The sequence below is a fragment of the Pseudomonas sp. B1(2018) genome (genome assembly GCF_003097365.1).
Lineage (GTDB): Bacteria > Pseudomonadota > Gammaproteobacteria > Pseudomonadales > Pseudomonadaceae > Aquipseudomonas > Aquipseudomonas laurylsulfatiphila.
Window position 1 is genome coordinate 282,936 of the sequence record NZ_PYUK01000005.1, and the last position, 23,787, is coordinate 306,722.

18 protein-coding genes and 2 riboswitches are annotated in these 23,787 nt (G+C 61.3%); of the genes, 10 read left to right on the plus strand and 8 right to left on the minus strand.

The window, feature by feature from the left end:
* Positions 1-182: 182 nt before the first annotated feature.
* Positions 183-908 carry a hypothetical protein gene (locus C9422_RS10480; RefSeq protein ID WP_116580610.1) on the plus strand — a complete coding sequence of 242 codons (726 nt, stop codon included), beginning with the start codon at positions 183-185 and terminating at the stop codon, positions 906-908.
* Between the two features lie 12 nt (positions 909-920).
* Here C9422_RS10480 and C9422_RS10485 read toward each other — a convergent pair whose 3' ends face one another.
* Entirely contained in the window at positions 921-1,325 is a 405-nt protein-coding gene (locus tag C9422_RS10485) for a MerR family transcriptional regulator (protein ID WP_116580611.1), read from the minus strand.
* A gap of 76 nt (positions 1,326-1,401) precedes the next feature.
* On the opposite strand from C9422_RS10485, the gene C9422_RS10490 reads away from it, so the two are divergent.
* A complete protein-coding gene (locus C9422_RS10490; RefSeq protein ID WP_116580612.1) occupies positions 1,402-2,625 on the plus strand; it encodes an NADH:flavin oxidoreductase/NADH oxidase family protein in 1,224 nt (407 codons plus the stop codon).
* 122 nt (positions 2,626-2,747) lie between these two features.
* On the opposite strand, the gene C9422_RS10495 is transcribed toward C9422_RS10490, so the two are convergent.
* The 4 genes from C9422_RS10495 to cobW all read right to left on the minus strand — a co-directional run bounded on the left by C9422_RS10495 (position 2,748) and on the right by cobW (position 9,492).
* Positions 2,748-3,293 carry a VWA domain-containing protein gene (locus tag C9422_RS10495; protein ID WP_165824762.1) on the minus strand — a complete coding sequence of 182 codons (546 nt, stop codon included), beginning with the start codon at positions 3,291-3,293 and terminating at the stop codon, positions 2,748-2,750.
* Positions 3,294-3,412: 119 nt separating this feature from the next.
* Entirely contained in the window at positions 3,413-4,420 is a 1,008-nt protein-coding gene (locus C9422_RS10500) for an ATP-binding protein (RefSeq protein WP_116580614.1), read from the minus strand.
* A gap of 149 nt (positions 4,421-4,569) precedes the next feature.
* The gene (gene cobN, locus C9422_RS10505; RefSeq protein ID WP_116580615.1) at positions 4,570-8,418 is read right to left on the minus strand and encodes a cobaltochelatase subunit CobN; all 3,849 of its coding nucleotides are present in this window, start codon (positions 8,416-8,418) and stop codon (positions 4,570-4,572) included.
* 3 nt (positions 8,419-8,421) lie between these two features.
* Complete coding sequence (gene cobW, locus C9422_RS10510; RefSeq protein WP_102702111.1) at positions 8,422-9,492, minus strand: cobalamin biosynthesis protein CobW; 1,071 nt, start codon at positions 9,490-9,492, stop codon at positions 8,422-8,424.
* A gap of 101 nt (positions 9,493-9,593) precedes the next feature.
* Positions 9,594-9,806, minus strand: a riboswitch (cobalamin riboswitch).
* Between the two features lie 180 nt (positions 9,807-9,986).
* Positions 9,987-10,213, plus strand: a riboswitch (cobalamin riboswitch).
* A gap of 121 nt (positions 10,214-10,334) precedes the next feature.
* On the opposite strand from cobW, the gene C9422_RS10515 reads away from it, so the two are divergent.
* From C9422_RS10515 to cobM, 4 genes are all read left to right on the plus strand, one after another.
* Positions 10,335-10,526, plus strand: coding sequence for a CbtB-domain containing protein (locus tag C9422_RS10515; protein WP_007974650.1), 192 nt, complete (start codon positions 10,335-10,337; stop codon positions 10,524-10,526).
* Positions 10,527-10,537: 11 nt separating this feature from the next.
* Entirely contained in the window at positions 10,538-11,245 is a 708-nt protein-coding gene (locus tag C9422_RS10520; protein WP_116580616.1) for a CbtA family protein, read from the plus strand.
* A complete protein-coding gene (locus C9422_RS10525) occupies positions 11,242-11,655 on the plus strand; it encodes a cobalamin biosynthesis protein (RefSeq protein WP_116580617.1) in 414 nt (137 codons plus the stop codon). Before C9422_RS10520 ends, C9422_RS10525 begins: the two co-directional genes overlap by 4 nt.
* An 83-nt stretch (positions 11,656-11,738) precedes the next feature.
* A complete protein-coding gene (gene cobM / locus C9422_RS10530; RefSeq protein ID WP_116580618.1) occupies positions 11,739-12,485 on the plus strand; it encodes a precorrin-4 C(11)-methyltransferase in 747 nt (248 codons plus the stop codon).
* Between the two features lie 169 nt (positions 12,486-12,654).
* Here cobM and nfuA read toward each other — a convergent pair whose 3' ends face one another.
* Positions 12,655-13,239 (minus strand): Fe-S biogenesis protein NfuA, encoded by a 585-nt coding sequence (gene nfuA / locus C9422_RS10535; protein ID WP_007912592.1) that lies wholly within the window; start codon positions 13,237-13,239, stop codon positions 12,655-12,657.
* Positions 13,240-13,439: 200 nt separating this feature from the next.
* Positions 13,440-15,737, minus strand: a complete 2,298-nt coding sequence (locus C9422_RS10545; protein WP_116580619.1) for a fatty acid cis/trans isomerase — start codon at positions 15,735-15,737, stop codon at positions 13,440-13,442.
* A gap of 156 nt (positions 15,738-15,893) precedes the next feature.
* On the opposite strand from C9422_RS10545, the gene metH reads away from it, so the two are divergent.
* Both metH and C9422_RS10555 read left to right on the plus strand, forming a co-directional pair.
* A complete protein-coding gene (metH, locus tag C9422_RS10550; RefSeq protein ID WP_116580620.1) occupies positions 15,894-19,604 on the plus strand; it encodes a methionine synthase in 3,711 nt (1,236 codons plus the stop codon).
* Between the two features lie 193 nt (positions 19,605-19,797).
* Positions 19,798-20,016 (plus strand): DUF2970 domain-containing protein, encoded by a 219-nt coding sequence (locus tag C9422_RS10555; protein ID WP_007980782.1) that lies wholly within the window; start codon positions 19,798-19,800, stop codon positions 20,014-20,016.
* A 6-nt stretch (positions 20,017-20,022) separates the two neighbouring features.
* On the opposite strand, the gene C9422_RS10560 is transcribed toward C9422_RS10555, so the two are convergent.
* Complete coding sequence (locus C9422_RS10560) at positions 20,023-21,108, minus strand: ABC transporter substrate-binding protein (protein ID WP_116580621.1); 1,086 nt, start codon at positions 21,106-21,108, stop codon at positions 20,023-20,025.
* A gap of 522 nt (positions 21,109-21,630) precedes the next feature.
* On the opposite strand from C9422_RS10560, the gene C9422_RS10565 reads away from it, so the two are divergent.
* Positions 21,631-23,289, plus strand: a complete 1,659-nt coding sequence (locus C9422_RS10565; protein ID WP_116580622.1) for a nitrite/sulfite reductase — start codon at positions 21,631-21,633, stop codon at positions 23,287-23,289.
* Positions 23,273-23,767, plus strand: coding sequence for a DUF934 domain-containing protein (locus C9422_RS10570; protein WP_007976503.1), 495 nt, complete (start codon positions 23,273-23,275; stop codon positions 23,765-23,767). The genes C9422_RS10565 and C9422_RS10570 overlap by 17 nt, the downstream gene beginning before the upstream one ends.
* Positions 23,768-23,787: the final 20 nt, after the last annotated feature.

Consider the following 23,787-nt stretch of genomic DNA (forward strand, 5'->3'; position numbering starts at 1 on the left):
GACCTATCTCACTCTCTGCACTGAGCGTTTCTCATCGGTGCCGAACGTTAGGCGTCCATTGAAAAAAGATCTGTTTAAACGCGAAAAAACTGATCACTACTGTCAACTATGACAGTAGACGCTTCGAAGCATAGGAGGAAATACTGGCCGCAACCTTCTGTCGACACCAAAGGGAATCGGACATGCATACGGCCAGAACTCTACTTTTTTGCACAACGCTGGGAATGGGTTTAACGGGCTGCAGCGTCCATCAGGACGCGACTGTTTCTACGGTCAACGAAGAGTGCCGCGACTTGGTCGACAGAGGGCGCATTGGCCAGAATGGCCCGGAAGTTTGCGTCACTACCCCCCTTTCAAAAAGTGCCACATCCATCTCCGGGACTGTCGTTGGGACCGCGGCCACAGGCCCGTTCATCGTAACGGCGGTAACCAGCGATGGGGACATCTTGAAACAGGTACCTACTCTGTCGAACCTCAACTTCACGATGTCTCAATTGAATCTGCAAAACCTGCCAGGCAAGGGCATTTCATTTTCGGTGTTTGTAAACGATATGAGTTCACCGCCTACCAACCTGGTCATTGGCCAGGAGCCACCTTCAACATGTTTACGTAACACTCCAAACTATCCGCTGTGCGGCACTCACCCGGGTGCAATCTTTTTTCCGATAAAAACATCCATCACCACTATTTTTTCGGTTCCGTCGAAGGCGAATTACGGAGCGACGCTGCTCCCCCACCTGATGGGGCTGAACCCGATTAACTGGAAGCAAGACCGATATATCAGCTACTTGCCAAACGTTCCAGTGCCGATAAAGCCAGGGGAAGTACAAACCGTTTTTGCGACCATCAACGCCGACGAATCGTTTGCCTACCCGGTCAAGCAGACTGTTCTGCCAAGCCAACCGTAACACTGAGCTGACCTAGTGCTTGAATGATGTCATCACCCGTTCGGCATTTTCATCGCAACTCATGCCCTCAGGCTTCGCCTGGATGGTGTCGATCCACCCCAACAACTGCGCCTTGCTATGGGCCAGGTGCCGTTGCATCTCTTCGATTTGCTCGACCTTGCGATACAGGCCGGCCATCAGCTCATCGTGCTTGAATGCGCCGGTCACATTGTCGGGGAGCAACTGTTTGAGTTCTTCCAGGCTGAAACCGGCCTGTTGTGCGCATTGGATCAGTTGCAGGGTTTGCAGCGCCTGTGGCGAGTAACGCCGATACCCGTTGGCAGAGCGCTCGACCTGGCGGATCAAGCCCTGAGACTCGTAAAAACGGATGCGCGATGCGGTCAGGCCGCTCAACTGCGCCAATTCACCAATTTTCATTGCGACCTCATTTACCTGCTTGACATTAAAGTTAACTTTAAGCTTAGCCTCTGCTCATCAGTATGAGGAGTCAAGCATGTCACCCTTCCAAACCTTGAATTTGCCCAACGGCCAGACCATCGGCAATCGCATTGCCAAAGCCGCGATGGAGGAGAACCTCGCCAACACCGATCAAGTACCCGATCAGGCACTGCTTCGCCTGTATCAGGCCTGGGCCGAAGGCGAAGCCGGTCTGTTGCTGACCGGCAATGTGATGATCGACCGCCGCGCCATGACCGGCCCCGGTGGTGTCGCACTGGAGGACGAGCGACACCTGGAACGCTTCCGCCAGTGGGCCCGTGTCGGCCGGGCCTGCGGTGCGCATTTCTGGATGCAACTCAACCACCCTGGCCGCCAGACCATGGCCAACCTCGGCCAGCAAGCACTGGCGCCGTCGGCGGTTGCGCTGGATCTCGGCCAATTCTCGAAGATGTTCGCCGAACCTAAACCGATGAGCGAGGACGACATCCAGGAGGTGATCCGACGTTTCGCCAGCAGCGCCGCACTGGCGGAGAAAGCCGGTTTTACCGGCGTGCAGATTCACGCCGCGCATGGCTACCTGCTCAGCCAGTTCCTGTCGCCGCTGACCAATCGACGCACCGATCGCTGGGGTGGTTCGCTGGAGAATCGCGCGCGCCTGCTGTTGTCGGTCGTCGAGGCGGTTCGCCAGGCGGTGTCGCCGCAATTTTGTGTGTCGGTAAAGCTCAATTCAGCGGATTTCCAGCGCGGTGGTTTCGATGCCGATGATGCACGGCAGGTGATCCAGTGGCTCAACGAGCAACCGATCGACCTGCTCGAACTCTCCGGCGGCAGTTACGAAGCCCCGGCCATGCAAGGCGAAGCGCGCGACGGCCGGACCCTGGCCCGAGAGGCGTACTTTCTGGAAATGGCCGGTGAACTGGCCAGCGTGGCGCGCATGCCAGTGATGGTGACGGGCGGGATCCGGCGTCTGGCAATCGTCGAACAGGTTCTCGACAGTGGCATCGCCATGGCCGGCATCGGCACTGCGCTGGCCGTGGAACCGCACCTGGTCAAGCACTGGCGTGAAGGCCAGAACAGCCACCCGCAACTGCCGCCGATCCGTTGGAAGCGCAAACCCCTGGCGGCGCTGGCGAGCATGGCGGTGGTGAAGTTCCAGCTGCATCGCTTGAGCCGTGGGCGCAAAACCCGACCTGAGGTCTCGGCGCTATGGGCGTTGATTGTCGACCGGTTGTATATAGGCAAGCGTACCCGGCAGTATCGGCAGGCGATGGGCAAGTAATTCAAAATTGATATTGACTGACCCACCGCCTTCGCGAGCAAGCCCGCACACATTTGGAATGCGTTCCCCCCCGTGTGGGAGCGGGCTTGCTCGCGAAGAGGCCAGCCTGGGCAAAGGAGAATTCAGCGAGGAAGCAACTCGTCAATATGCCGATACTCAGCCTGCAACTGCGCCGCCAACACCCTGCTGCGCCCGAGCCGGATCGGTCCGCGCTCGATGTCGATCAACAGCCCCGGACACTCCAGCACAGGCAGCAGCGACCAGTCCTTCAACCGACCATCGGTCACCAGCAGCAACCGTTGCTGCTCCGCCGGAAAACGCTTTTGCCTTGCTGCGAGCCACTGCCCCGCTTCGCCCAATGCCGCCAGCAACGGCGTGCCACCACCCGCGCCAAGGCCATCAAGCCAAAGGCGCAGCCCCGTCGAGGCCTTCAGTCCCTGCACCTGCCACTTGGGGGCAGCACCGCTGGCCGTGAGCAACGCCAGTCGCGCACGCTGGCGATAGGCATCGTCGAACAACTGCGCCAGCAAGCCCTTGGCATCGCTCAACGCCTGATGACGGCGGGTCGATGCGGAGGCATCGACTATCACCAGCCACAGTTCATGGGGCGAACGCGTGCGCAGTTGAAACATCAGGTCGTCGCGCTGACGCGGCCGGCCATTGAGCAATGTACCGGGCCAGTTGACCGAGCCATTGCGTGCGGTGTGACGCTTGCCCAGCTTGCCGTGGTCCAGCCGCCCGGCTCGGGGTCTGGCATTCGCCCCCGCGTCGCAACGAGGGCGAATGCCTAAGGCTTTTTTGGCCAGGTCGGCACTTCACGTCGTGCACCGACCGCCAACGCCTGGGCAGGCAGTTCGCCCCACTGGCCCTGCCCCTCGCTCGGATTGGCCTGCTGTGGCGCGGAGGGTTGCGGCGCGTGGGATGGCTGAGGCGCCGCCGCCGAATGCTCGCGACGACGATGGCGCAAGGCGAACTCGGCGACGGCGTCGATATCTTCCTCGGCGATAGCGTTCGCCCCACGCCAGGCGGCGTGAGCCCGGGCGGCACGCAGCCAGACCAGGTCGGCGCGCAAACCATCGACGCCAGCGGCAAAGCAGCGCTCCGTAATCCGGGCCAGCGTCAGGTCATCGAGGGGAATACTTGCCAGGGCGTTGCGTGCGTGTTGGCAACGTTCACGCAGAGACGCCTGCGCCGCTTCCCATTCAGCGCAGAAACCTTGCGGGTCGCTGTCGAAATCCAGGCGACGGCGGATAATTTGGCCTCGTTCGGTAGGCGCGGTGTGGCCACCGAGGGCGACATTCAAGCCGAAACGGTCGAGCAGTTGCGGACGCAGTTCACCCTCTTCCGGGTTCATGGTGCCAATCAGCACGAACTTCGCCGAGTGCCGATGGGAAATGCCGTCGCGCTCGACCAGATTGGTGCCGCTGGCGGCCACATCGAGCAGCAGGTCAACGAGGTGATCGGGCAACAGATTGACCTCGTCGACATAGAGCACCCCACCGTCAGCCTTGGCCAGTACGCCGGGCGAGAACTGAGCCCGCCCCTCGCCCAGCGCCGCGTCGAGATCGAGGGTGCCGACCAGGCGCTCTTCGGTGGCGCCCAGGGGCAATGTGACGAACTGACCGCTGGCCAGCAGGTCCGCCAGACCACGGGCCAGGGTCGACTTGGCCATGCCGCGCGGGCCTTCGATCAGCACTCCGCCGATTTTCGGGTCGATGGCGGTCAGGTACAGGGCCAATTTCAAATCGTCGGCGCCGACCACGGCGGAAAGCGGGAAATGCGGGGTGTCGGTCATTGTTCTATCTCGGTCATGGTCGGTGATCTCACAGGCGCTCCAATCCCTGTGGGAGCGAGCTTGCTCGCGATGGCGTTTGTCCAGTCGAAGAAGATGTTGCCTGACAGACCGCTATCGCGAGCAAGCTCGCTCCCACAGGTTCAAGCGTGTCAGCTGTCTTCTTCTATATCCAGCAACAGATTCTCCAATGCCTCGCGGTAGGCGCCCGGTTCCTTCCACATCCCGCGTTGTTGCGCCTCGAGCATGCGTTCAGTCATGTCGCGCAAGGCATGGGGATTATGTTCACGGACAAAATCCCGGGTGTCCGGATCAAGCAAATAAGCGTCGGCCAGCAACGCGTACTGGTGATCGTCGATCAACTGCGTGGTGGCATCGAAGGCGAACAGATTATCGACGGTCGCGGCCATTTCGAACGCACCTTTGTAGCCGTGGCGCTTTACCCCATCGAGCCACTTCGGATTGGCCGCCCGGGAGCGGATCACCCGGTTCAGCTCTTCCTTCAAGGTGCGAATCTTCGGCAGGTCCGGCTGACTGTGATCGCCATGATAGCTGGCCGCCGCCTCGCCTTTCAGGCTTTCCACCGCCGCGAGCATACCGCCCTGGAACTGGTAGTAATCGTTGGAGTCGAGCAAATCGTGCTCGCGGTTATCCTGGTTTTGCAGCACCGCCTGTACCTGGCTCAGGCGCTGGCTGAACTGTTCTCGTGCGGCGGTGCCTTCGTCGGAACCGCCGTAAGCGTAGCCGCCCCAGTTGAGGTAAACCTCGGCCAGGTCCTCGCGGGTTTGCCACAGGCGACCGTCGATGGCGCCCTGCACGCCTGCGCCATAGGCACCGGGCTTGGCCCCGAAAATCCGCCAGCCGGCCTGCCGTCGCGCAGCGTCTTCATCCAGCCCGGCCTGCAACAAGGCTGCACGCTCGGCACGCACCTTGGCCGCCAAGGGATTGAGGTCGTCCGGCTCATCCAGGTCGGCCACCGCCTGCACCGCCGCGTCAAACAGGCGGATCAGATTGGCAAAGGCATCACGGAAGAAACCGGACACGCGCAAGGTCACGTCGACCCGAGGACGGTCGAGCAAACTCAACGGCAGAATCTCGAAATCGTCGACCCGGTGACTGCCGGTCGCCCAGACCGGACGCACGCCCATCAACGCCATCGCCTGGGCGATGTCATCGCCACCGGTGCGCATGGTCGCGGTGCCCCACACCGACAGACCGAGCTGGCGCAGATGATCGCCGTGGTCCTGCAGGTGCCGTTCGAGAATCAGGTTGGCCGACTGGAAACCAATGCGCCACGCCGTGGTGGTCGGCAAATTGCGCACGTCCACCGAGTAAAAGTTGCGCCCGGTGGGCAGCACGTCCAGACGACCGCGACTCGGCGCACCGCTGGGGCCGGCCGGGACGAAGCGACCGCTGAGGGCGTCGAGCAGACCGCGCATTTCCGCTGGGCCGCAGGCGTCCAGGCGCGGGGCGACTACTTCGCGAAGGCCATCGATTATGGCACTCACTTCAGCCCAACCTGCCTCCTGTGGGAGCGGGCTTGCTCGCGAAAGCAGTGGGTCAATCGACATCAATGTTGAATGTTCAACCGATTCGCGAGCAAGCCCGCTCCCACAGGGGTTATTCAACGCGTCCGAAATCAACTGCGCTGCATACAGCTCCAGGCGCTCGCGGGTATCGCCCGCTGTGCGCCAGATCTCGTCACTGATAAGCAAAAGAGACTCGGGACGCGGCCCGGTCCACGGCTCGGCCAATGCACAATCGAGCGGATCGAAGCCCAACGCAAACGCCTTGGCCAGCGCCCGCAGCAGGCTCGATTGCGCGCCTCGGCCATCGCCCCGTGGAATGCGCAACAACGCCAGCAAGGTGTCGATACGCAGGCGACCGGTGGGCGATTCGCCGAACACATGCAGGCCGTCGCGGATCTGCGACTCTTTCAAGTCGCACAGGTACGTGTCGAGTCGCGGCAACCAGATCGCTGCGTCGGTATCGCTGTCGAGCTGCTCGTCCAGTTGCAGTTCACGGTCGATGTGTGAGTCACGCACCAGTTGCAGGATGTCGCGCTGCAACTCGCGTGCGCGGCGCGGATCGAGCAACTGCGCTTCGTAATATTCGTCCGCCAGCAGTTCGAGGTTGCGCAGCGGGCCGTAGGTTTCGGCGCGGGTCAGCGGTGGCATCAGGTGATCGATGATCACCGCCTGGGTGCGCCGCTTGGCCTGGGCGCCCTCGCCCGGGTCGTTGACGATGAACGGATAGATGTTCGGCAGCGGCCCGAGCAGCGCATCCGGCCAGCAGTTTTCCGACAGCCCCACGCCCTTGCCCGGCAGCCATTCGAGATTGCCGTGCTTGCCGACGTGGATCACGCCATGGGCGCCATAGGTGTGGCGCAGCCAAAAATAAAACGCCAGGTAGCCGTGGGGCGGCACCAGGTCCGGGTCGTGATACACCGCGCTCGGGTCGATCTGATAACCCCGTGCCGGTTGAATGCCGACGAAGGTCAGGCCAAAGCGCAGGCCGGCGATCATCATCCGCCCACTGCGGCACATCGGGTCGTTTTCTGGCGCGCCCCAACGTTCGAGCACCGCCGCACGATTGGCTTCGGGCAGGGCATTGAACATCCCCAGATAGTCGTCCATTCCCAGGCTTTGCTGGCACGGGCGCAGGTCCAATGTATCGAGGTCGTTGCTGACGCCGCCCAGCAACTGCTGGATCAGCGCGGTGCCGCTGTCCGGCAATTCGGCCGGCAGCGGATAACCCTCGGCATGCAGTGCCCGCAGGATATTCAGCGCGGCAGCCGGGGTGTCGAGACCGACGCCATTACCGATGCGCCCGTCGCGGGTCGGGTAATTGGCGAGAATCAAGGCGATGCGTTTTTCGGCGTTGGGCACCCGCGCCAGTTCGACCCAGCGCCGCGCCAGTTCGGCAACGAAGTCCATGCGCTCCGGTTGCGGCCGGTAGCAGACCACATCCGACTGGCTGCGCTCACTGCGCCACGCCAGGTCCTTGAAGCTGATCGGACGGCTGATAATGCGCCCGTCCAGCTCCGGCAAGGCAATGTGCATCGCAAGATCGCGCGGACCAAGCCCCTGTTCACTGGCGCGCCACCCCGGCTCGTTGTCCTGGGCACAAATCGCCTGGATCACCGGGATGTTGCGGCGAAACGGCCGCAGGTGCGGCGCTTCGGGGCTGGACTGGGCGAAACCCGTGGTGTTCAGGATCACCGAGACGCCGGCCTCATCCAGCCAGTCCTCGACTGCAGCCAGGCAGCCGGGCTCTTTCAAACTGGCCAGCGCAATCGGCAACGGATTCAACCCCGCAGCCTGCAAGCGTTGGCAAAAAACATCGATGAACGCGGTGTTCGCCGCCTGCAAATGCGAGCGGTAAAACAGCACCGCCGCCACCGGTTGATCGGCGTGCCAGACGGCCTGCCAGTCGCTCAGTGCGGCAGAATGTTTGTGCGGGTGGTAAATCGCCGTGCGCGGCAGGGTTTGCGGCTCGGCCCAGGTGTAATCGCGTGCCAGCCAACGGTTGGCCAGGCAGCGGAAGAAATCCAGGGCGTTGCCCATGCCACCTTGACGCAGAAACTGCCAGAGCCGGTCGCGATCCTCGGCGCCGACGGTGCTCAGGTCACTGAGCTCCGGGTCCGGGCGGTCATCGCCCGGCACCAGAATCACCTGCACGCCGCGCTGGGACAGCTCGACCAGGCGCTCGATGCCGTAGCGCCAATAGGCGATGCCGCCGTGCAGCGAAATCAGGATCACCCTGGCGTGACGCAGCACCTCATCGACGTACAAATCGACCGAGGCATGGTTCTGCACCTGCATCGGGTTGGCCAGGCGCACGCTCGGGTAATCCTCGGGCAACTGCTGCGCCGCCTCGGCGAGCAGCGCCAGGCTGGAGTCGCCGCTGCACAGGACCACCAGCTCGGCGGGGGTTTGTCCAAGGTCGGCGATGTTGTCATCCGACACGAAACCGCCGGGCTGGGTCCTGAGCAGGTGCATGGGTTACACGCTGAGCGCAGCGCGCAGTTGCGCTTCAAGTACGGCGGCGTCCAGTTCCTGGCCGATCAGCACCAGACGGGTGATGCGCGCCTCTTCGGCGCCCCACTGGCGGTCGAAGTGCTTGTCGAAACGCGTGCCCACGCCCTGGATCAGCAGGCGCATCGGTTTGTTCGGGACGGCGGCAAAACCTTTGACCCGCAGGATGCCGTGCTGGACCACCAACTGAGTCAGCGCGTCCATCAGCAGGCTTTCGTCGGCTTGTGGCAGTTCGATGGAGATCGAATCGAAGGCGTCGTGATCGTGGTCGTCATGATCATCGTCGCCATCGTGATGATGGTCATGGTGGCTGTGGCGGCTGTCGATGTGTTCTTCGGAGCCGGCACCCAGGCCGATCAGCACGTCCAGCGGCAGACGACCGCTGCTGGCTTCGATGATTTTCACCGCTGGCGGCAACTCTTCGGCGACTTCCAGGCGCACGCGGGCCAGGTCGGCCGGGTTGATCAGGTCGGATTTATTGAGAATCACCAGGTCGGCGCTGGCCAGTTGGTCGGCAAACAGCTCGTGCAATGGCGATTCGTGGTCCAGGTTCGGGTCGAGTTTGCGCTGGGCATCGACCTGGTCCGGGAAGGCGGCAAAGGTGCCGGCGGCCACGGCCGGGCTGTCGACCACGGTGATCACCGCGTCAACGGTGCAGGCACTGCGGATTTCCGGCCACTGGAAAGCCTGGACCAAAGGTTTTGGCAGGGCCAGGCCCGACGTTTCGATGAGGATGTGGTCGAGATCGCCGCGACGAGCCACCAGTTCGCGCATCACCGGGAAAAATTCTTCCTGGACGGTGCAGCACAGGCAGCCGTTGGCCAGTTCATACACACGGCCGTTGGCTTCTTCTTCGGTGCAACCGATGGAGCACTGCTTGAGGATTTCGCCGTCGATGCCCAGCTCGCCAAACTCGTTGACGATTACCGCGATGCGACGCCCCTGGGCGTTGTCGAGCATGTGCCGCAGCAGCGTGGTTTTACCCGAGCCGAGAAAGCCTGTGACGATGGTGACGGGAAGTTTGGCCAGTGTTTTCATCGGATGCCCTATGGCTAGGTGGCGGGCATACGGGACGACAACCGGCAACGCAGATGCGCGTGCCTGAAGAGTTCGCCACCGGATCACCCCGCCCGGTTGAATTTGAGAATCTGTGTCGAGGCAGGTCTCCTGGCTGACGGTGTGCCGGCTTGAGCCTGGCATTCGCTGCGCCTTCCCGCCGGCCTCATGGATTGAGCCTGCAGTGGCGTGGCAACGAACATCACCGTTCACAGTTGCGGGGGCAGCCGCGGCATTGACCGCGTTCCCTTCTTAGCTTCGACAAACGCCGAAGAACCTCGAAAGCGCAAGGCTACGCATGGTAGTAAGACCGGTCAATCACTGTAGGAGCTGCCGAAGGCTGCGATCTTTTGATTTTGCTTTTAAAAACAGGATCAAAAGATCGCAGCCTGCGGCAGCTCCTACAAAGAGCCGGGGATCGTTTCGATTCAGTTGAGAACCCTTGCCAATTGACGCCCAACCCTCGCCCATGCTCTCCTACGCACCTTGTTACGGGTGCCCTTCACAGGGTGAAACGGGAAACCGGTGAATCATGTGCTTTACTCTAAAGCCATGTCAGTCCGGTGCTGCCCCCGCAACGGTAAGCGAGCGAAGCATCAGATCCACTGTGCCACTATGGCATGGGAAGGTGATGTTTTCAGGTTCAGGCCCAAGCCTTTGCCCCTCGTGAGCCCGGAGACCGGCCCGCAACATAAAGTGACCATAACGATCACTGAAACAACAAACCCGCGGTGGGCGGGCGCTGTTTGAAACGCTGTGCGCCTGGTCGTGCAGGTTTTTGCATGCGCTCTTGATTCCCCGCTGACAGACCAGAGGGAAACGCCATGTCGATCATCAGCAGCACCGGCCACACTACAGCCAGCACCACTTCTACCCTGACTCAACGTCTGACCGCCGCCGTCTGCGCGTCGATCCTGGGCGCGTGCCTGGTGTATTTCGCCGGTTTCTCGCACATCGAAGCGGTGCACAATGCCGCCCACGATACCCGTCACAGCTCCGCGTTCCCGTGCCATTGAGACCTGCTGACATGATCAAGCGTATTGCGCAAACCGCAGGTTTCACCGGGCTGCTGGCCGCCCTGTTGCTGACCCTGCTGCAAAGTTTCTGGGTCGCCCCTCTGATTCTGCAGGCCGAAACCTACGAAAAAGCCGAACCGGCTGCCGTTGAAATGCATCAACACGCCGATGGCGCGATGGCTGCCCACACCCACGACGCCGAAGCCTGGGAGCCGGAAGACGGCTGGCAGCGCGTGCTGTCGACCACTGGCGGCAACCTGGTGGTGGCCGTCGGTTTCGCCCTGATGCTGGCCGGTCTGTACACCTTGCGTGCGCCGACCAAAACCTCCCAGGGCCTGCTCTGGGGCCTGGCCGGTTATGCGACCTTCGTGCTCGCGCCGACCCTCGGCCTGCCACCTGAACTGCCAGGCACTGCCGCTGCCGATCTGGCACAACGGCAACTGTGGTGGATCGGTACCGCCGCCTCCACCGCCGTCGGTATCGCGCTGATCGTGTTCAGCCGTCACTGGCTGATGAAAGTGCTCGGTGCGGCAATCCTTGCCGTTCCCCATGTGATTGGCGCACCACAACCGGAAGTGCATTCGATGCTCGCTCCGGAGGCACTGGAAACCCAATTCAAAATCGCTTCGCAACTGACCAACGTGGCGTTCTGGCTGGCCCTGGGCCTGATCAGCGCCTGGTTGTTCCGTCGCAAAAGCGATGGCCAATACCACGCATGACGGACCTCAGCACAGCGCCGACCCTGGTGGTCGGCCTGGGCTGCCAAAAGGGCTGCCCCGTCAGCACCTTGCTGGCGCTGCTCGACCAGGCACTGGAGGCGCACCAGATTGCCCGCCATGAAATCAAGGCGCTGGCCAGTATCGATTCGAAGCGCGACGAACCTGCACTGATCGAACTGGCTCAGCAGCTTGGCCTGGAATTGCAGTACTTCAGCAGCGAACAACTGGCCCCCTATGAGCCGCAACTCAGCCATCAATCGCAAATAGCGTTTGAACGCACCGGTTGCTACGGCGTGGCGGAAAGCGCCGCACTGGCCCTGGCCGAACAACTGGCCCAGGCCCCGGCAAAACTGCTGATCCCCCGACAAAAATATGCCCAGGCAACCCTGGCATTGGCCGGCGCGGCATAAAATCCCCGATAATCCCCGCATCGATCATGAACATTCTTCATCTGAAGCCCTGTTCAGCCCCTTTATTTCCACAGGAACCGACGATGACCGTCTACTTCATTGGCGCAGGTCCCGGCGACCCCGAACTGATTACCGTCAAGGGCCAGCGGCTGATTCGCAGTTGCCCGGTGATCATTTATGCCGGCTCGCTGGTGCCTGCCGCAGTACTGGAAGGTCATTGTGCCGAGCAGGTCGTCAACAGCGCCGAACTGCACCTGGAACAGATCATCGAGCTGTTCAAGGCCGCCCACGCCAAAGGCCAGGACGTGGCCCGGGTACACTCCGGCGATCCGAGCCTGTATGGCGCCATTGGCGAACAGATTCGTTATCTGCGTGAGCTGGGCATTGGCTTCGAAATCGTCCCGGGCGTGACGGCCACCGCCGCTTGTGCAGCGCTTCTGGGTGCAGAACTGACGCTGCCGGACGTTTCACAGAGCGTGATCCTGACGCGCTACGCCGACAAGACCGCCATGCCACCCGGAGAGGAGTTCGCCAGCCTGGCGCAACACGGCGCGACCATGGCGATTCATTTGGGGGTCAATCACCTGCCGAAGATCGTTGAGGAACTGCTGCCGCATTACGGCGCCGATTGCCCGATTGCGGTGGTTCACCGCGCGAGCTGGCCGGATCAGGACTGGGTGACGGGAACGCTTGAAGACATTGCCGAAAAGGTTGCCGCCAAAGGGTTTCGGCGCACGGCGTTGATTCTGGTGGGACGGGTGCTGGGCAGTGATCACTTCAGCGAATCGTCACTGTATCGCGCGGGGCATGCGCATCTCTACAGGCCCTGAAACACTTGTGGCGAGGGAGCTTGCTCCCGCTGGACCGCGTAGCGGTCCCAACATCAGCCAATGCATTCATCACGTGAAAATGCATCGACTGATGTTGTGATGGCTATGCCATCAAGCGGGAGCAAGCTCCCTCGCCACAGCGCCGTTTTTTTATTTCGCAGCGAACACCTTAGTAGTAGGCGTTTTCTTTCTGCGTGTGGTCGGTCACGTCGCGAACACCCTTGAGCTCGGGAATACGCTCGAGCAGAGTGCGCTCGATGCCTTCCTTGAGCGTCACGTCGGCCTGGCCGCAGCCCTGGCAACCACCGCCGAACTGCAGGACGGCGATGCCGTCTTCGACCACGTCGATCAGGCTGACCTGACCGCCGTGGCTGGCCAGCCCCGGGTTGATCTCGGTTTGCAGGTAGTAGTTGATGCGCTCGTTGACCGGGCTGTCGGCGTTGACCATCGGTACTTTGGCGTTTGGCGCCTTGATGGTCAGCTGGCCGCCCATGCGGTCGGTGGCGTAGTCGACAACGGCATCGTCCAGGAAGGCTTCGCTGAAATGGTCGATGTAGGCAGTGAAGCTTTTCAGCCCCAGCGCGGTGTCTTCGGGTTTTTCTTCGCCCGGCTTGCAGTAGGCAATGCAGGTTTCGGCGTACTGGGTGCCAGGCTGGGTGATGAAGACGCGGATGCCGATGCCCGGGGTGTTCTGCTTGGAGAGCAGATCAGCCAGATAATCGTGGGCGGCGTCGGTAATGGTAATAGCGGTCATGGAAACTCCTCGCAGGCTTGGGCGCAGTTTACGCCAATCGGCGCGCCGGACAAAGTCCCAGTATTTTTGTCAGGAAAGATTCCGACGATATCCTCTGTGTAGGAGCTGCCGCAGGCTGCGATCTTTTGACTTTGATTTTAAAAAACAAGATCAAAAGATCGCAGCCTGCGGCAGCTCCTACACAAGGGTTCGGTGAGTGGTCAGAGGTTCTCGTAGCGGTTCATGTCCAGCACGCCCTCTTCCACCGGATCGGTCTCCTGGATGTAGCGGCTCAGGTCATGGAAATACTGCCAGAATTGCGGATGACTGCGCCGTATTCCCCAACGTTCGACGATTTTCTCAAAGCTGTCGCTATCCTTGGCGTTTTCCATCGCATCTACAAATGCCGGCACTTGCCCGGCCGGAATGTTGAACATGAAATTCGGGTAGCTGCTGAGCACACCCGGGAAAATCGTCAGGGTATCGAGCCCCGGCTGATAGCGCAGCGATTCGCCGAGCAGGAACGCCACGTTACTGTGGGCCCGGTTGCGCAGCAGGCTGTAGACCTCACGCTTGCCGCTACCGGTTTCGATACGCAGCATGGTCGCTTCCGACAGTTGATCAATCACTTTCAACCCCGCCGCCGGACGCGAAGTCAGGCGGCTCAACACCTGCTCGGCATTTTGCAGGTCCGGATCGATGTTCGGCCGCGAGCAGTAGGCGCCGTCGCAGCGGTTGATCGGGTCGGGCCTGGCATTGAGGTCGCCATAACGAGCCAGCAATTGCTGGGCGAAATCGCGCTTGGGATCCTGCGGATCAAGCTTGAGCGCTGTCGGTTTGTCATCGTCGATGGACTCGTAGTCCAGCCACATCTTGAATTTGCCGCTGTTCTGATACCAGTCGTCGAGGTAGCCCTCCCGCGAATCGGCGGGCATCAGGCGCAGGAAATTCTGCTCGGCGCCGTTACGGATCAGGTCGAAATACAGGCGCGTCTGGGCCTGATGGGACACGTTGCCGAACACGTCGAAATTGACTGCCAGTTGATAGTAGGTGCGCTCCAGCAGCGGATAGTCGAACAGCCACATCGTCTGCGGCACTTCGCCGATCAGGCCTTTGGTCACCGAGGCGCTGTCGAAATGGCGAAAGATGCTCAGCAGTGCGTTGTCGTTGCCGGCCCACAGGGTGGACCAGCTCGGTGCCGGCTCGTCGGCGTAACTGTCGCGGCGCAGGGCCTCGTATTCGTTGCGTTTGTCGCGGTAGTCATGCCACAGGGTCAGGACGCTGCCGACATCATCATTCTGCCCCGGCATCGCCAACAAGGGCGTGGCTTGCCCGCGATAGTTCGGGTCGGTGATGTAGAGGTCATGTTCAGGTGCCTGGAACAGCGCCCAGAAGTTATCGCGAATCACGTCCGTGGCGATCTGCCCACGACACACTGGCCCTCGGATAAAGGTGCGCACGAAGTACTCGGCGTTATCGAGCATGAACTGATAGCGCGCCTGGGCCGGAATCGCTTCGAAGGTGGCAAAGGGGTTGGCCCGGCTCTGCGGCCCGTAGCCCGGCAATGCATTGACCTCCCAGTTGCCGCTGTAGAACAGGGATTTGACCCGCGCCAGCTTCGCCGCACTCAAGGGATAGGAGATGTGGGTCTTGTGCACGATCACGCCCTGCACCGGCCACAAACGGTAGTAAAACTCCGTGCCCGGATCATCGTTGGGGCGCCGGGTATTGATCAGGTCAATCGGCTGGCCGGTCGGCGTGCGCGAACGCACCCACTGGAAGAAATGCCCGGGCTCACCCTCCTTGAAGTAAAGATGGGCGAGGAACCAGTGTTCATACAGCCAGCGTCCCACCAGGCTTTGCCGGGCGCCCGGCGAATTGAGCAGGTTTTCCCACTGGATCACTTGCTGCGCTTCCTTCGCACTCGGGGCCAGGGCCTGTTGATCGATAGGTGCGCCTGCGGCCAGCCAGCGTTGCAGCGTCTGGTACTGCTGGTCGGTCAGGCCGGTTACCGCCAGCGGCATGCCTTCCTTCGGGTGCGAAGCGGCGTAGCCATCGAACTGCGCGGGCATGGCACACATGTTCTCCCGGTTCAGGCCCAGGACGATGTCTTGGGGCAGCCTGGCGTTGGGTTGCAAGGGGTTGTTGTGGCCCAGTTCCAGCATCCGCGCCATCAATCCGGCCTGGCTACCCTGGGCATCGAGCACCGAAAAGAAGCCCTTTTGCTGCCAGGCGGCTTTTCCGGAGGCGTCCAGAAACAACCGCGTCGGCGCCACCGCCTTGGTGCGATCACCGTCGTAAACCGGGACTTTCGTCGCGCCGCGTGCCGCGCCCTCGCCGCTGCCCAGGTTGAGCTGACAGGCGGCGTCGTTGCAGGCGTGGCAGGCCACGCACTTTTCAGTGAAGATCGGTTGAATGTCTCGACTGTAGGAAATGGCAGAGGAATTCGCCGGACTTTGCGCCGCAGCGCCCCAGCTTAAAAGCATCAACACACTGCTGATGACGAAGCGATAAGACATGTCCCTGGTCCTGGATCCTGAAAAAACGCCGCGATTCTACCGGTCTGTCATCCTTACCAACATGAACGATATTCATGCAAAACCGAGTCATGCTCTAAAAGCGCACAGGTTTGCTATCATCCCGGCCCTTCGTCATGGCCTTACCGAGTAGTCCAAATGTCCGATCGCAGCGTTCGCCTTCAAGCTCTCAAGCACGCCCTCAAAGAGCGCATCCTGATTCTCGATGGCGGTATGGGCACGATGATCCAGAGCTACAAGCTCGAAGAGCAGGATTACCGTGGCAAACGCTTCGCTGACTGGCCGAGCGATGTCAAAGGCAACAACGACCTGTTGGTACTCACGCGCCCGGACGTGATTGGCGGCATCGAGAAAGCCTACCTCGACGCGGGCGCCGACATTCTGGAAACCAACACCTTCAACGCTACCCAGATCTCCCTGGCCGACTACGGCATGCAGGGCCTGGCGTATGAATTAAACGTAGAAGGCGCTCGCCTGGCACGCAAGGTCGCCGACGCCAAGACTCTGGAAACCCCGGACAAGCCGCGCTTCGTCGCCGGCGTGCTCGGGCCTACGAGTCGCACCTGCTCGTTGTCCCCGGACGTGAACAACCCCGGCTACCGCAACGTGACCTTCGATGAGCTGGTGGAAAACTACACCGAATCCACCAAAGGCCTGATCGAGGGTGGCGCCGACCTGATCCTGATCGAAACCATCTTCGACACCCTCAACGCCAAGGCCGCGATCTTCGCCGTACAGGGCGTGTTCGAAGAGCTGGGCGTCGAACTGCCGATCATGATTTCCGGCACCATCACCGACGCCTCGGGCCGCACCCTGTCGGGCCAGACCACTGAAGCCTTCTGGAACTCCGTGGCCCACGCCAAGCCGATTTCCGTTGGCCTGAACTGCGCCCTCGGCGCCAGCGAGTTGCGCCCCTACCTCGAAGAGCTGTCGAACAAGGCAGGCACCCACGTCTCGGCGCACCCGAACGCCGGCCTGCCGAACGAGTTCGGCGAGTACGACGAACTGCCGTCGCAAACCGCCAAGGTCATCGAAGAGTTCGCTCAAAGCGGCTTCCTCAACATTGTCGGTGGCTGCTGCGGCACCACGCCGGGCCACATCGAAGCCATCGCCAAGGCCGTGGCCGGTTATGCGCCGCGCCAGATCCCGGACATCCCCAAGGCTTGCCGCCTCTCGGGCCTGGAACCCTTCACCATCGATCGCAGCTCGCTGTTCGTCAACGTCGGCGAGCGCACCAACATCACCGGTTCCGCCAAGTTCGCCCGGCTGATCCGCGAGGACAACTACACCGAAGCCCTGGAAGTCGCCCTGCAGCAGGTCGAAGCCGGCGCCCAGGTGATCGACATCAACATGGACGAAGGGATGCTCGATTCGAAGAAGGCCATGGTGACCTTCCTCAATCTGATTGCCGGCGAACCGGACATATCCCGCGTACCGATCATGATCGACTCCTCGAAGTGGGAAGTGATCGAAGCCGGCCTGAAATGCATCCAGGGCAAGGGCATCGTCAACTCGATCAGCATGAAAGAAGGCGTCGAGCAGTTCATTCACCACGCCAAACTGTGCAAGCGCTATGGCGCCGCGGTGGTGGTGATGGCCTTCGACGAGGCCGGCCAGGCCGACACCGAAGCGCGCAAGAAGGAAATCTGCAAACGCTCCTACGACATCCTGGTCAACGAAGTGGACTTCCCGCCGGAAGACATCATCTTCGACCCGAACATCTTCGCCGTGGCCACCGGCATCGAAGAGCACAACAACTACGCCGTCGATTTCATCAACGCCTGTGCCTACATCCGTGACGAGCTGCCGTACGCGCTGACTTCCGGTGGCGTGTCCAACGTGTCGTTCTCGTTCCGCGGCAACAACCCGGTGCGTGAGGCGATCCACTCGGTGTTCCTGCTGTACGCCATTCGCGCCGGGCTGACCATGGGTATCGTCAACGCCGGGCAACTGGAGATCTACGACCAGATCCCGATGGAACTGCGCGACGCCGTCGAAGACGTGATCCTCAACCGCACCCCGGAAGGCACCGACGCCCTCCTCGCCATCGCCGACAAGTACAAGGGCGACGGCAGCGTCAAGGAAGCGGAGACCGAAGAGTGGCGCAACTGGGACGTCAACAAGCGTCTGGAACACGCACTGGTCAAAGGCATTACCACCCACATCGTCGAAGACACCGAAGAATCGCGCCAGTCCTTCGCTCGCCCGATCGAAGTGATCGAAGGCCCGTTGATGGCCGGCATGAACATCGTCGGCGACCTGTTCGGTGCCGGCAAAATGTTCCTGCCCCAGGTGGTGAAATCCGCTCGCGTGATGAAACAGGCCGTGGCGCACCTGATCCCGTTCATCGAACTGGAAAAAGGCGACAAGCCGGAAGCCAAGGGCAAGATCCTCATGGCGACCGTGAAAGGCGACGTGCACGACATCGGCAAGAACATCGTCGGCGTGGTGCTGGGCTGCAACGGCTATGACATCGTCGACCTCGGCGTGATGGTCCCGGCGGAGAAAATCCTCCAGGTGGCCAAGGAGCAGAAGTGCGACATCATCGGCCTGTCAGGCCTGATCACCCCGTCGCTGGATGAGATGGTCCATGTCGCCCGCGAAATGCAGCGCCAGGACTTCCACCTGCCGTTGATGATCGGTGGCGCCACCACCTCCAAGGCGCACACGGCGGTGAAAATCGAGCCGAAGTACAGCAACGATGCGGTGATCTATGTCACCGATGCCTCCCGCGCCGTGGGCGTGGCGACCCAGCTGCTGTCCAAGGAACTCAAGGCCGGTTTCGTCGAGAAAACCCGCCAGGACTACATCGAGGTTCGCGAGCGCACGTCCAACCGCAGCGCCCGCACCGAACGCCTGAGCTATGGCGCGGCCATCGCCAAGAAACCACAGTTCGACTGGGCGAGCTACACGCCGGTCAAACCGACTTTCACCGGCACGCGGGTGCTGGACAACATTGACCTCAACGTGCTGGCCGAGTACATCGACTGGACGCCGTTCTTCATATCCTGGGACCTGGCCGGCAAGTTCCCGCGCATCCTCCAGGACGAAGTGGTCGGTGAAGCCGCCACCTCGCTGTACAACGATGCAAGGGAAATGCTGCGCAAGTTGATCGACGAGAAGCTGATCAGCGCCCGTGCCGTGTTCGGTTTCTGGCCGGCCAACCAGGTGCATGACGACGACATCGAACTCTATGGCGATGACGGCAAGCCAATGGCCAAGCTGCACCACCTGCGCCAGCAGATCATCAAGACCGATGGCAAGCCGAACTTCTCCCTGGCCGACTTCGTTGCGCCAAAGGACAGTGAAGTGACCGACTACGTGGGTGGTTTCATCACCACCGCCGGCATCGGCGCCGAAGAGGTGGCCAAGGCCTACCAGGACGCTGGCGACGACTACAACTCGATCATGGTCAAGGCCCTGGCGGACCGCCTGGCCGAAGCGTGCGCCGAATGGCTGCACCAGCAGGTGCGTAAAGACTATTGGGGCTACGCCAAGGATGAAGTGCTGGATAACGAAGCGCTGATCAAGGAGCAATACACCGGCATCCGTCCGGCACCGGGCTACCCGGCCTGCCCGGATCACACCGAAAAAGCCCAATTGTTCGCCCTGCTCGATCCAGAGGCCGAGGAAATGCGCGCCGGCCGCAGCGGCGTGTTCCTCACCGAACACTACGCCATGTTCCCGGCAGCAGCGGTCAGCGGCTGGTACTTCGCTCACCCGCAGGCACAGTACTTTGCCGTGGGCAAGGTCGACAAGGATCAGGTGCAGAGCTACACCTCGCGCAAAGGCCAGGAGTTGAGCGTGACCGAACGCTGGCTGGCGCCGAACCTGGGTTACGACAACTAAGCGGCTCTATTGGCCACGATATTGTGGCCAACACATACCTCTGTGGGAGCGAGCTTGCTCGCGATGGCGGACTGACAGTCGCATGGATATCGACTGTTACGGCCTCATCGCGAGCAAGCTCGCTCCCACATTTGTTTTGTGCATGCTGTGATTTGTCTATGCTTGCCTCACACACATTCGTGGCGAGGGTTTTATGGACGATCCGGCCGACAACAAGCCGCCGAGCTTCTGGCAAATGCTGCACAGCGTCATGGCGGCGGCGTTCGGGGTGCAGAGCGGGAAGAACCGGGCCCGTGATTTCACGCACGGCAAGCCCAGCCATTTCGTGATTCTGGGGATCCTGTTCACGGTGGTGTTCGCCTTGACGCTGTTCGGCATCGTCAAGCTGGTGCTACTGCTGGCCGGGGTTTGACGCGGCTCAGTGCATCAGGGTTTGCAGGGTGAACGGGTAACGCCAGGACGCGGGACGCCCCTTGGCCGAAAGTTTGTGAAAATCCACACCGAAGTCCTGCGTGGCGCCCATCGCCAGCAGTCGTCTGGCCTGTGCCCGGTCGATCAGCTGCAGCAACGGAATCTGGCGGTCACGGCCGCCGTACTGGCTGATGTCCACGCCTTCATCGTAGTCATGCAATTGCACCAGCGCCCAGCCACCCAGACTGAAGTGCCCGCCCAGCAAAACACTCAGGCGACGGTCCAGCAGTGCCTGCAACGCCGCGGGTGAATTGTTGATCGCGCCGAACAACACGCCTTTGCCTGGCTCACCGCCGGCCTCGACATACGCCTGCATCACACCGAACGCCATCTCGTCGTTCGCGGCCCAGACCAGCGTCGTCTGCGGGTAGCGCTTGAACAACAACCTGGCCTGCTCGTAGGCACGTTGCCGGGTCCAGCCGCCGTACACCAACTGGCGCAAACGCACCTCCGGGTGCTCGGCCAAGGCGCGCCGCAGGCCTTTCTCGCGATATTGCGCGGAGGGGGTGATCTTCAAACCGGAAAAGGCCAGCAGTTCAATCGTCTGGCCGGGGGCCACCGGGCCGTGCTGCCGGATCAGTTCCTTGAGCATCAGGTAGCCGCCCTCTTCGTCATTGGGCACCAGGCTGCCCAGCAGATCGGGATACTTGTCAGGCCGCGCGCCAATCAGTTTCATCTGATCGGCCGTCAGGGCGTTGTTGACCATGAACAGCTTTACCCCGCTGCCTTTGGCCAGCCGCAGGACCTCGGGGGCGATGTATTGCTCGTTGACGAAGACCAGGTAGTCGGGACGATGGTCGCCCTGAAGGGCTTCACGAGCCTGGCGGATGGTGTTTTCGGAGACGCGGTCGGAATACTGGATACGCAAGTCCATCCCCAGGTCCGTCGCCGCAGCCTGCATGAACTGCGAGTAACTCGCCCAGAACGCTTCCGTTGGGGTTCCCGGATTCAGGAACAGCACTGACGCCGCTTGGGCACAAGGTCCCACGACCATGCCCAGCGTCAGCAATACGCCATACAGAAACTTCAACATTGGTCGTCCGAGCCCCCGGAAATTCGCCGCGCATTATAGCCAGCGAAGGTCCGTAAAACGGCGATTTTTCCGGTTTTTGTCGGACAATCGTCGGAACCGGGCCCGGACGGGTCGTTTATTGGTGGCTGACCCAGAAAACCGCCGTCCCCACGACCAGAATGATCAGGAACAAGATTGCCCAGGCATCTACGGTGCTATCGCTTTTCCGTGCTTTGGTTGGGTTGCTCATTGCATCGCCTCTTGTCGGTTTTATCGGTGATTGCATAAAGACTCGAGCAGAGTAAAGACGACGATTGCCCGCATCACAAACAGGGTCTTTGCAACAACGATTCTCATTAGGCGATTTGGTTCTTTACATATGCTCAAACATCACTTTTACGCATAACTGCAAACTGGTATCTTGCCCCGGCTCCGTAGGGAGTGCGCGGCCGTGCGCGCAGAATTGCCGAGGTTTTATCGGACGCCAGCCAGCCAAAAAACGCCGCTGTTTCCGACCGGCCCAAGCCTGAGAACAGGACTTATATGTACGTATACGACGAATACGATCAGCGGATCATCGAGGACCGCGTCAAGCAGTTCCGTGATCAGACCCGACGCTATCTGGCAGGCGAGCTGAGCGAAGAAGAATTCCGCCCCCTGCGCCTGCAAAATGGCCTTTACATCCAGCGTTTCGCGCCTATGTTGCGAGTCGCCGTGCCTTACGGCCAACTGACTTCGCGGCAAATGCGAATGATGGCCAAAATCGCCCGGGACTACGACAAGGGCTACGCCCACATCAGTACCCGGCAGAACGTGCAGTTCAACTGGCCGGCCGTGGAAGACATTCCGGACATTCTCGCTGAACTGGCCACCGTGCAGATGCACGCGATCCAGACCAGCGGCAACTGCCTGCGCAACGTCACCACCGACCAGTTTGCCGGTGTCGCCGCCGACGAACTGATCGACCCGCGCCCATGGTGCGAGATCGTGCGCCAGTGGACGACTTTCCACCCGGAATTCGCCTACCTTCCGCGCAAGTTCAAGATCGCCGTCAACGGTTCGACTTCCGACCGCGCCGCCATCGAAGTCCATGACATCGGCCTTGAGCCGGTGCACAACGCCGCTGGCGAACTGGGCTTCCGTGTGCTGGTCGGTGGTGGCCTGGGCCGTACGCCGGTGGTGGGGGCATTCATCAACGAGTTCCTGCCATGGCAAGACCTGTTGAGCTACCTCGACGCCATCCTGCGGGTCTACAACCGCTATGGCCGTCGTGACAACAAGTACAAGGCGCGGATCAAGATCCTGGTCAAAGCGCTGACGCCTGAAGTCTTCGCGCAGAAAGTCGACGCGGAAATGGAGCACCTGCGCGGTGGCCAGACCACGCTGACCGAAGCCGAAGTGCAGCGCGTCGCCAAACACTTCGTCGACCCGGACTACAAGGCGCTGGACAACCAGACCGCTGCCCTGGCCGAGCTCGACCTGCAGCACCCGGGCTTCGCCCGCTGGCGCGCACGCAACACCCTGGCCCACAAGAAACCGGGCTACGTGGCCGTGACCTTGTCCCTCAAGCCTACCGGCGTTGCACCGGGCGACATCACCGACAAACAGCTCGACGCCGTGGCCGACCTGGCCGAGCGTTACAGCTTCGGTCAACTGCGTACCTCCCACGAGCAGAACATCATTCTGGCCGACGTCGAGCAGGACAAGCTGTTCGTCCTGTGGGGCGAGTTGCGCGAGCAAGGCTTCGCCACGCCGAACATCGGCTTGCTGACCGACATCATCTGCTGCCCGGGCGGCGACTTCTGCTCCCTGGCCAACGCCAAGTCGATCCCGATCGCCGAATCGATCCAGCGCCGTTTCGACGACCTGGACTACCTGTTCGACATCGGCGAGCTGGACCTGAACATCTCCGGTTGCATGAACGCTTGCGGCCACCACCACGTGGGCCACATCGGCATCCTCGGGGTGGACAAGAAAGGCGAAGAGTTCTATCAGGTTTCCCTCGGCGGCAGCGCCAGCCGTGACGCCAGCCTGGGCAAGATCCTCGGCCCGTCCTTTGCCCAGGAAGCCATGCCTGACGTGATCGAAAAGCTGATCGACGTGTACATCGAACAACGTACCGAAGACGAACGCTTCATCGACACCTATCAGCGTATTGGTATCGACCTCTTCAAGGAGCGTGTCTATGCAGCGAATCATTAAGAACAACGAGGTCGTCGACGAGACCTGGCACCTGCTGCCCAAGGACTTCAGCATTGACGAGATCACCAACTGCGACGACTACATCGTCCCGTTGCAGTTGTGGCGCGAACACAGCCGTATGCTCCTGGCCCGCGATGGCGGCCTGGGCATCTGGCTCGACGCCGATGAAGAAGCCGAGGAGATCGGTGAAGACGTCGCGCAGTTCCAGGTCATAGCCCTGAACTTCCCGGCATTCACCGATGGCCGCAACTACTCCAACGCCCGCCTGCTGCGTGACCGCTACGGCTTCAAGGGTGAACTGCGGGCCATTGGCGACGTGCTGCGTGACCAGTTGTTCTACATGCATCGCTGTGGTTTCGACGCGTTCGCCATTCGCCCCGACAAGGATCCGCACGAAGCCCTTGAAGGTCTCAAGGACTTCTCGGTGACCTATCAGGCCGCGACCGACGAACCGCTGCCGCTGTTCCGTCGCCGCTGACCGTCCCCCCTTGAACCCCG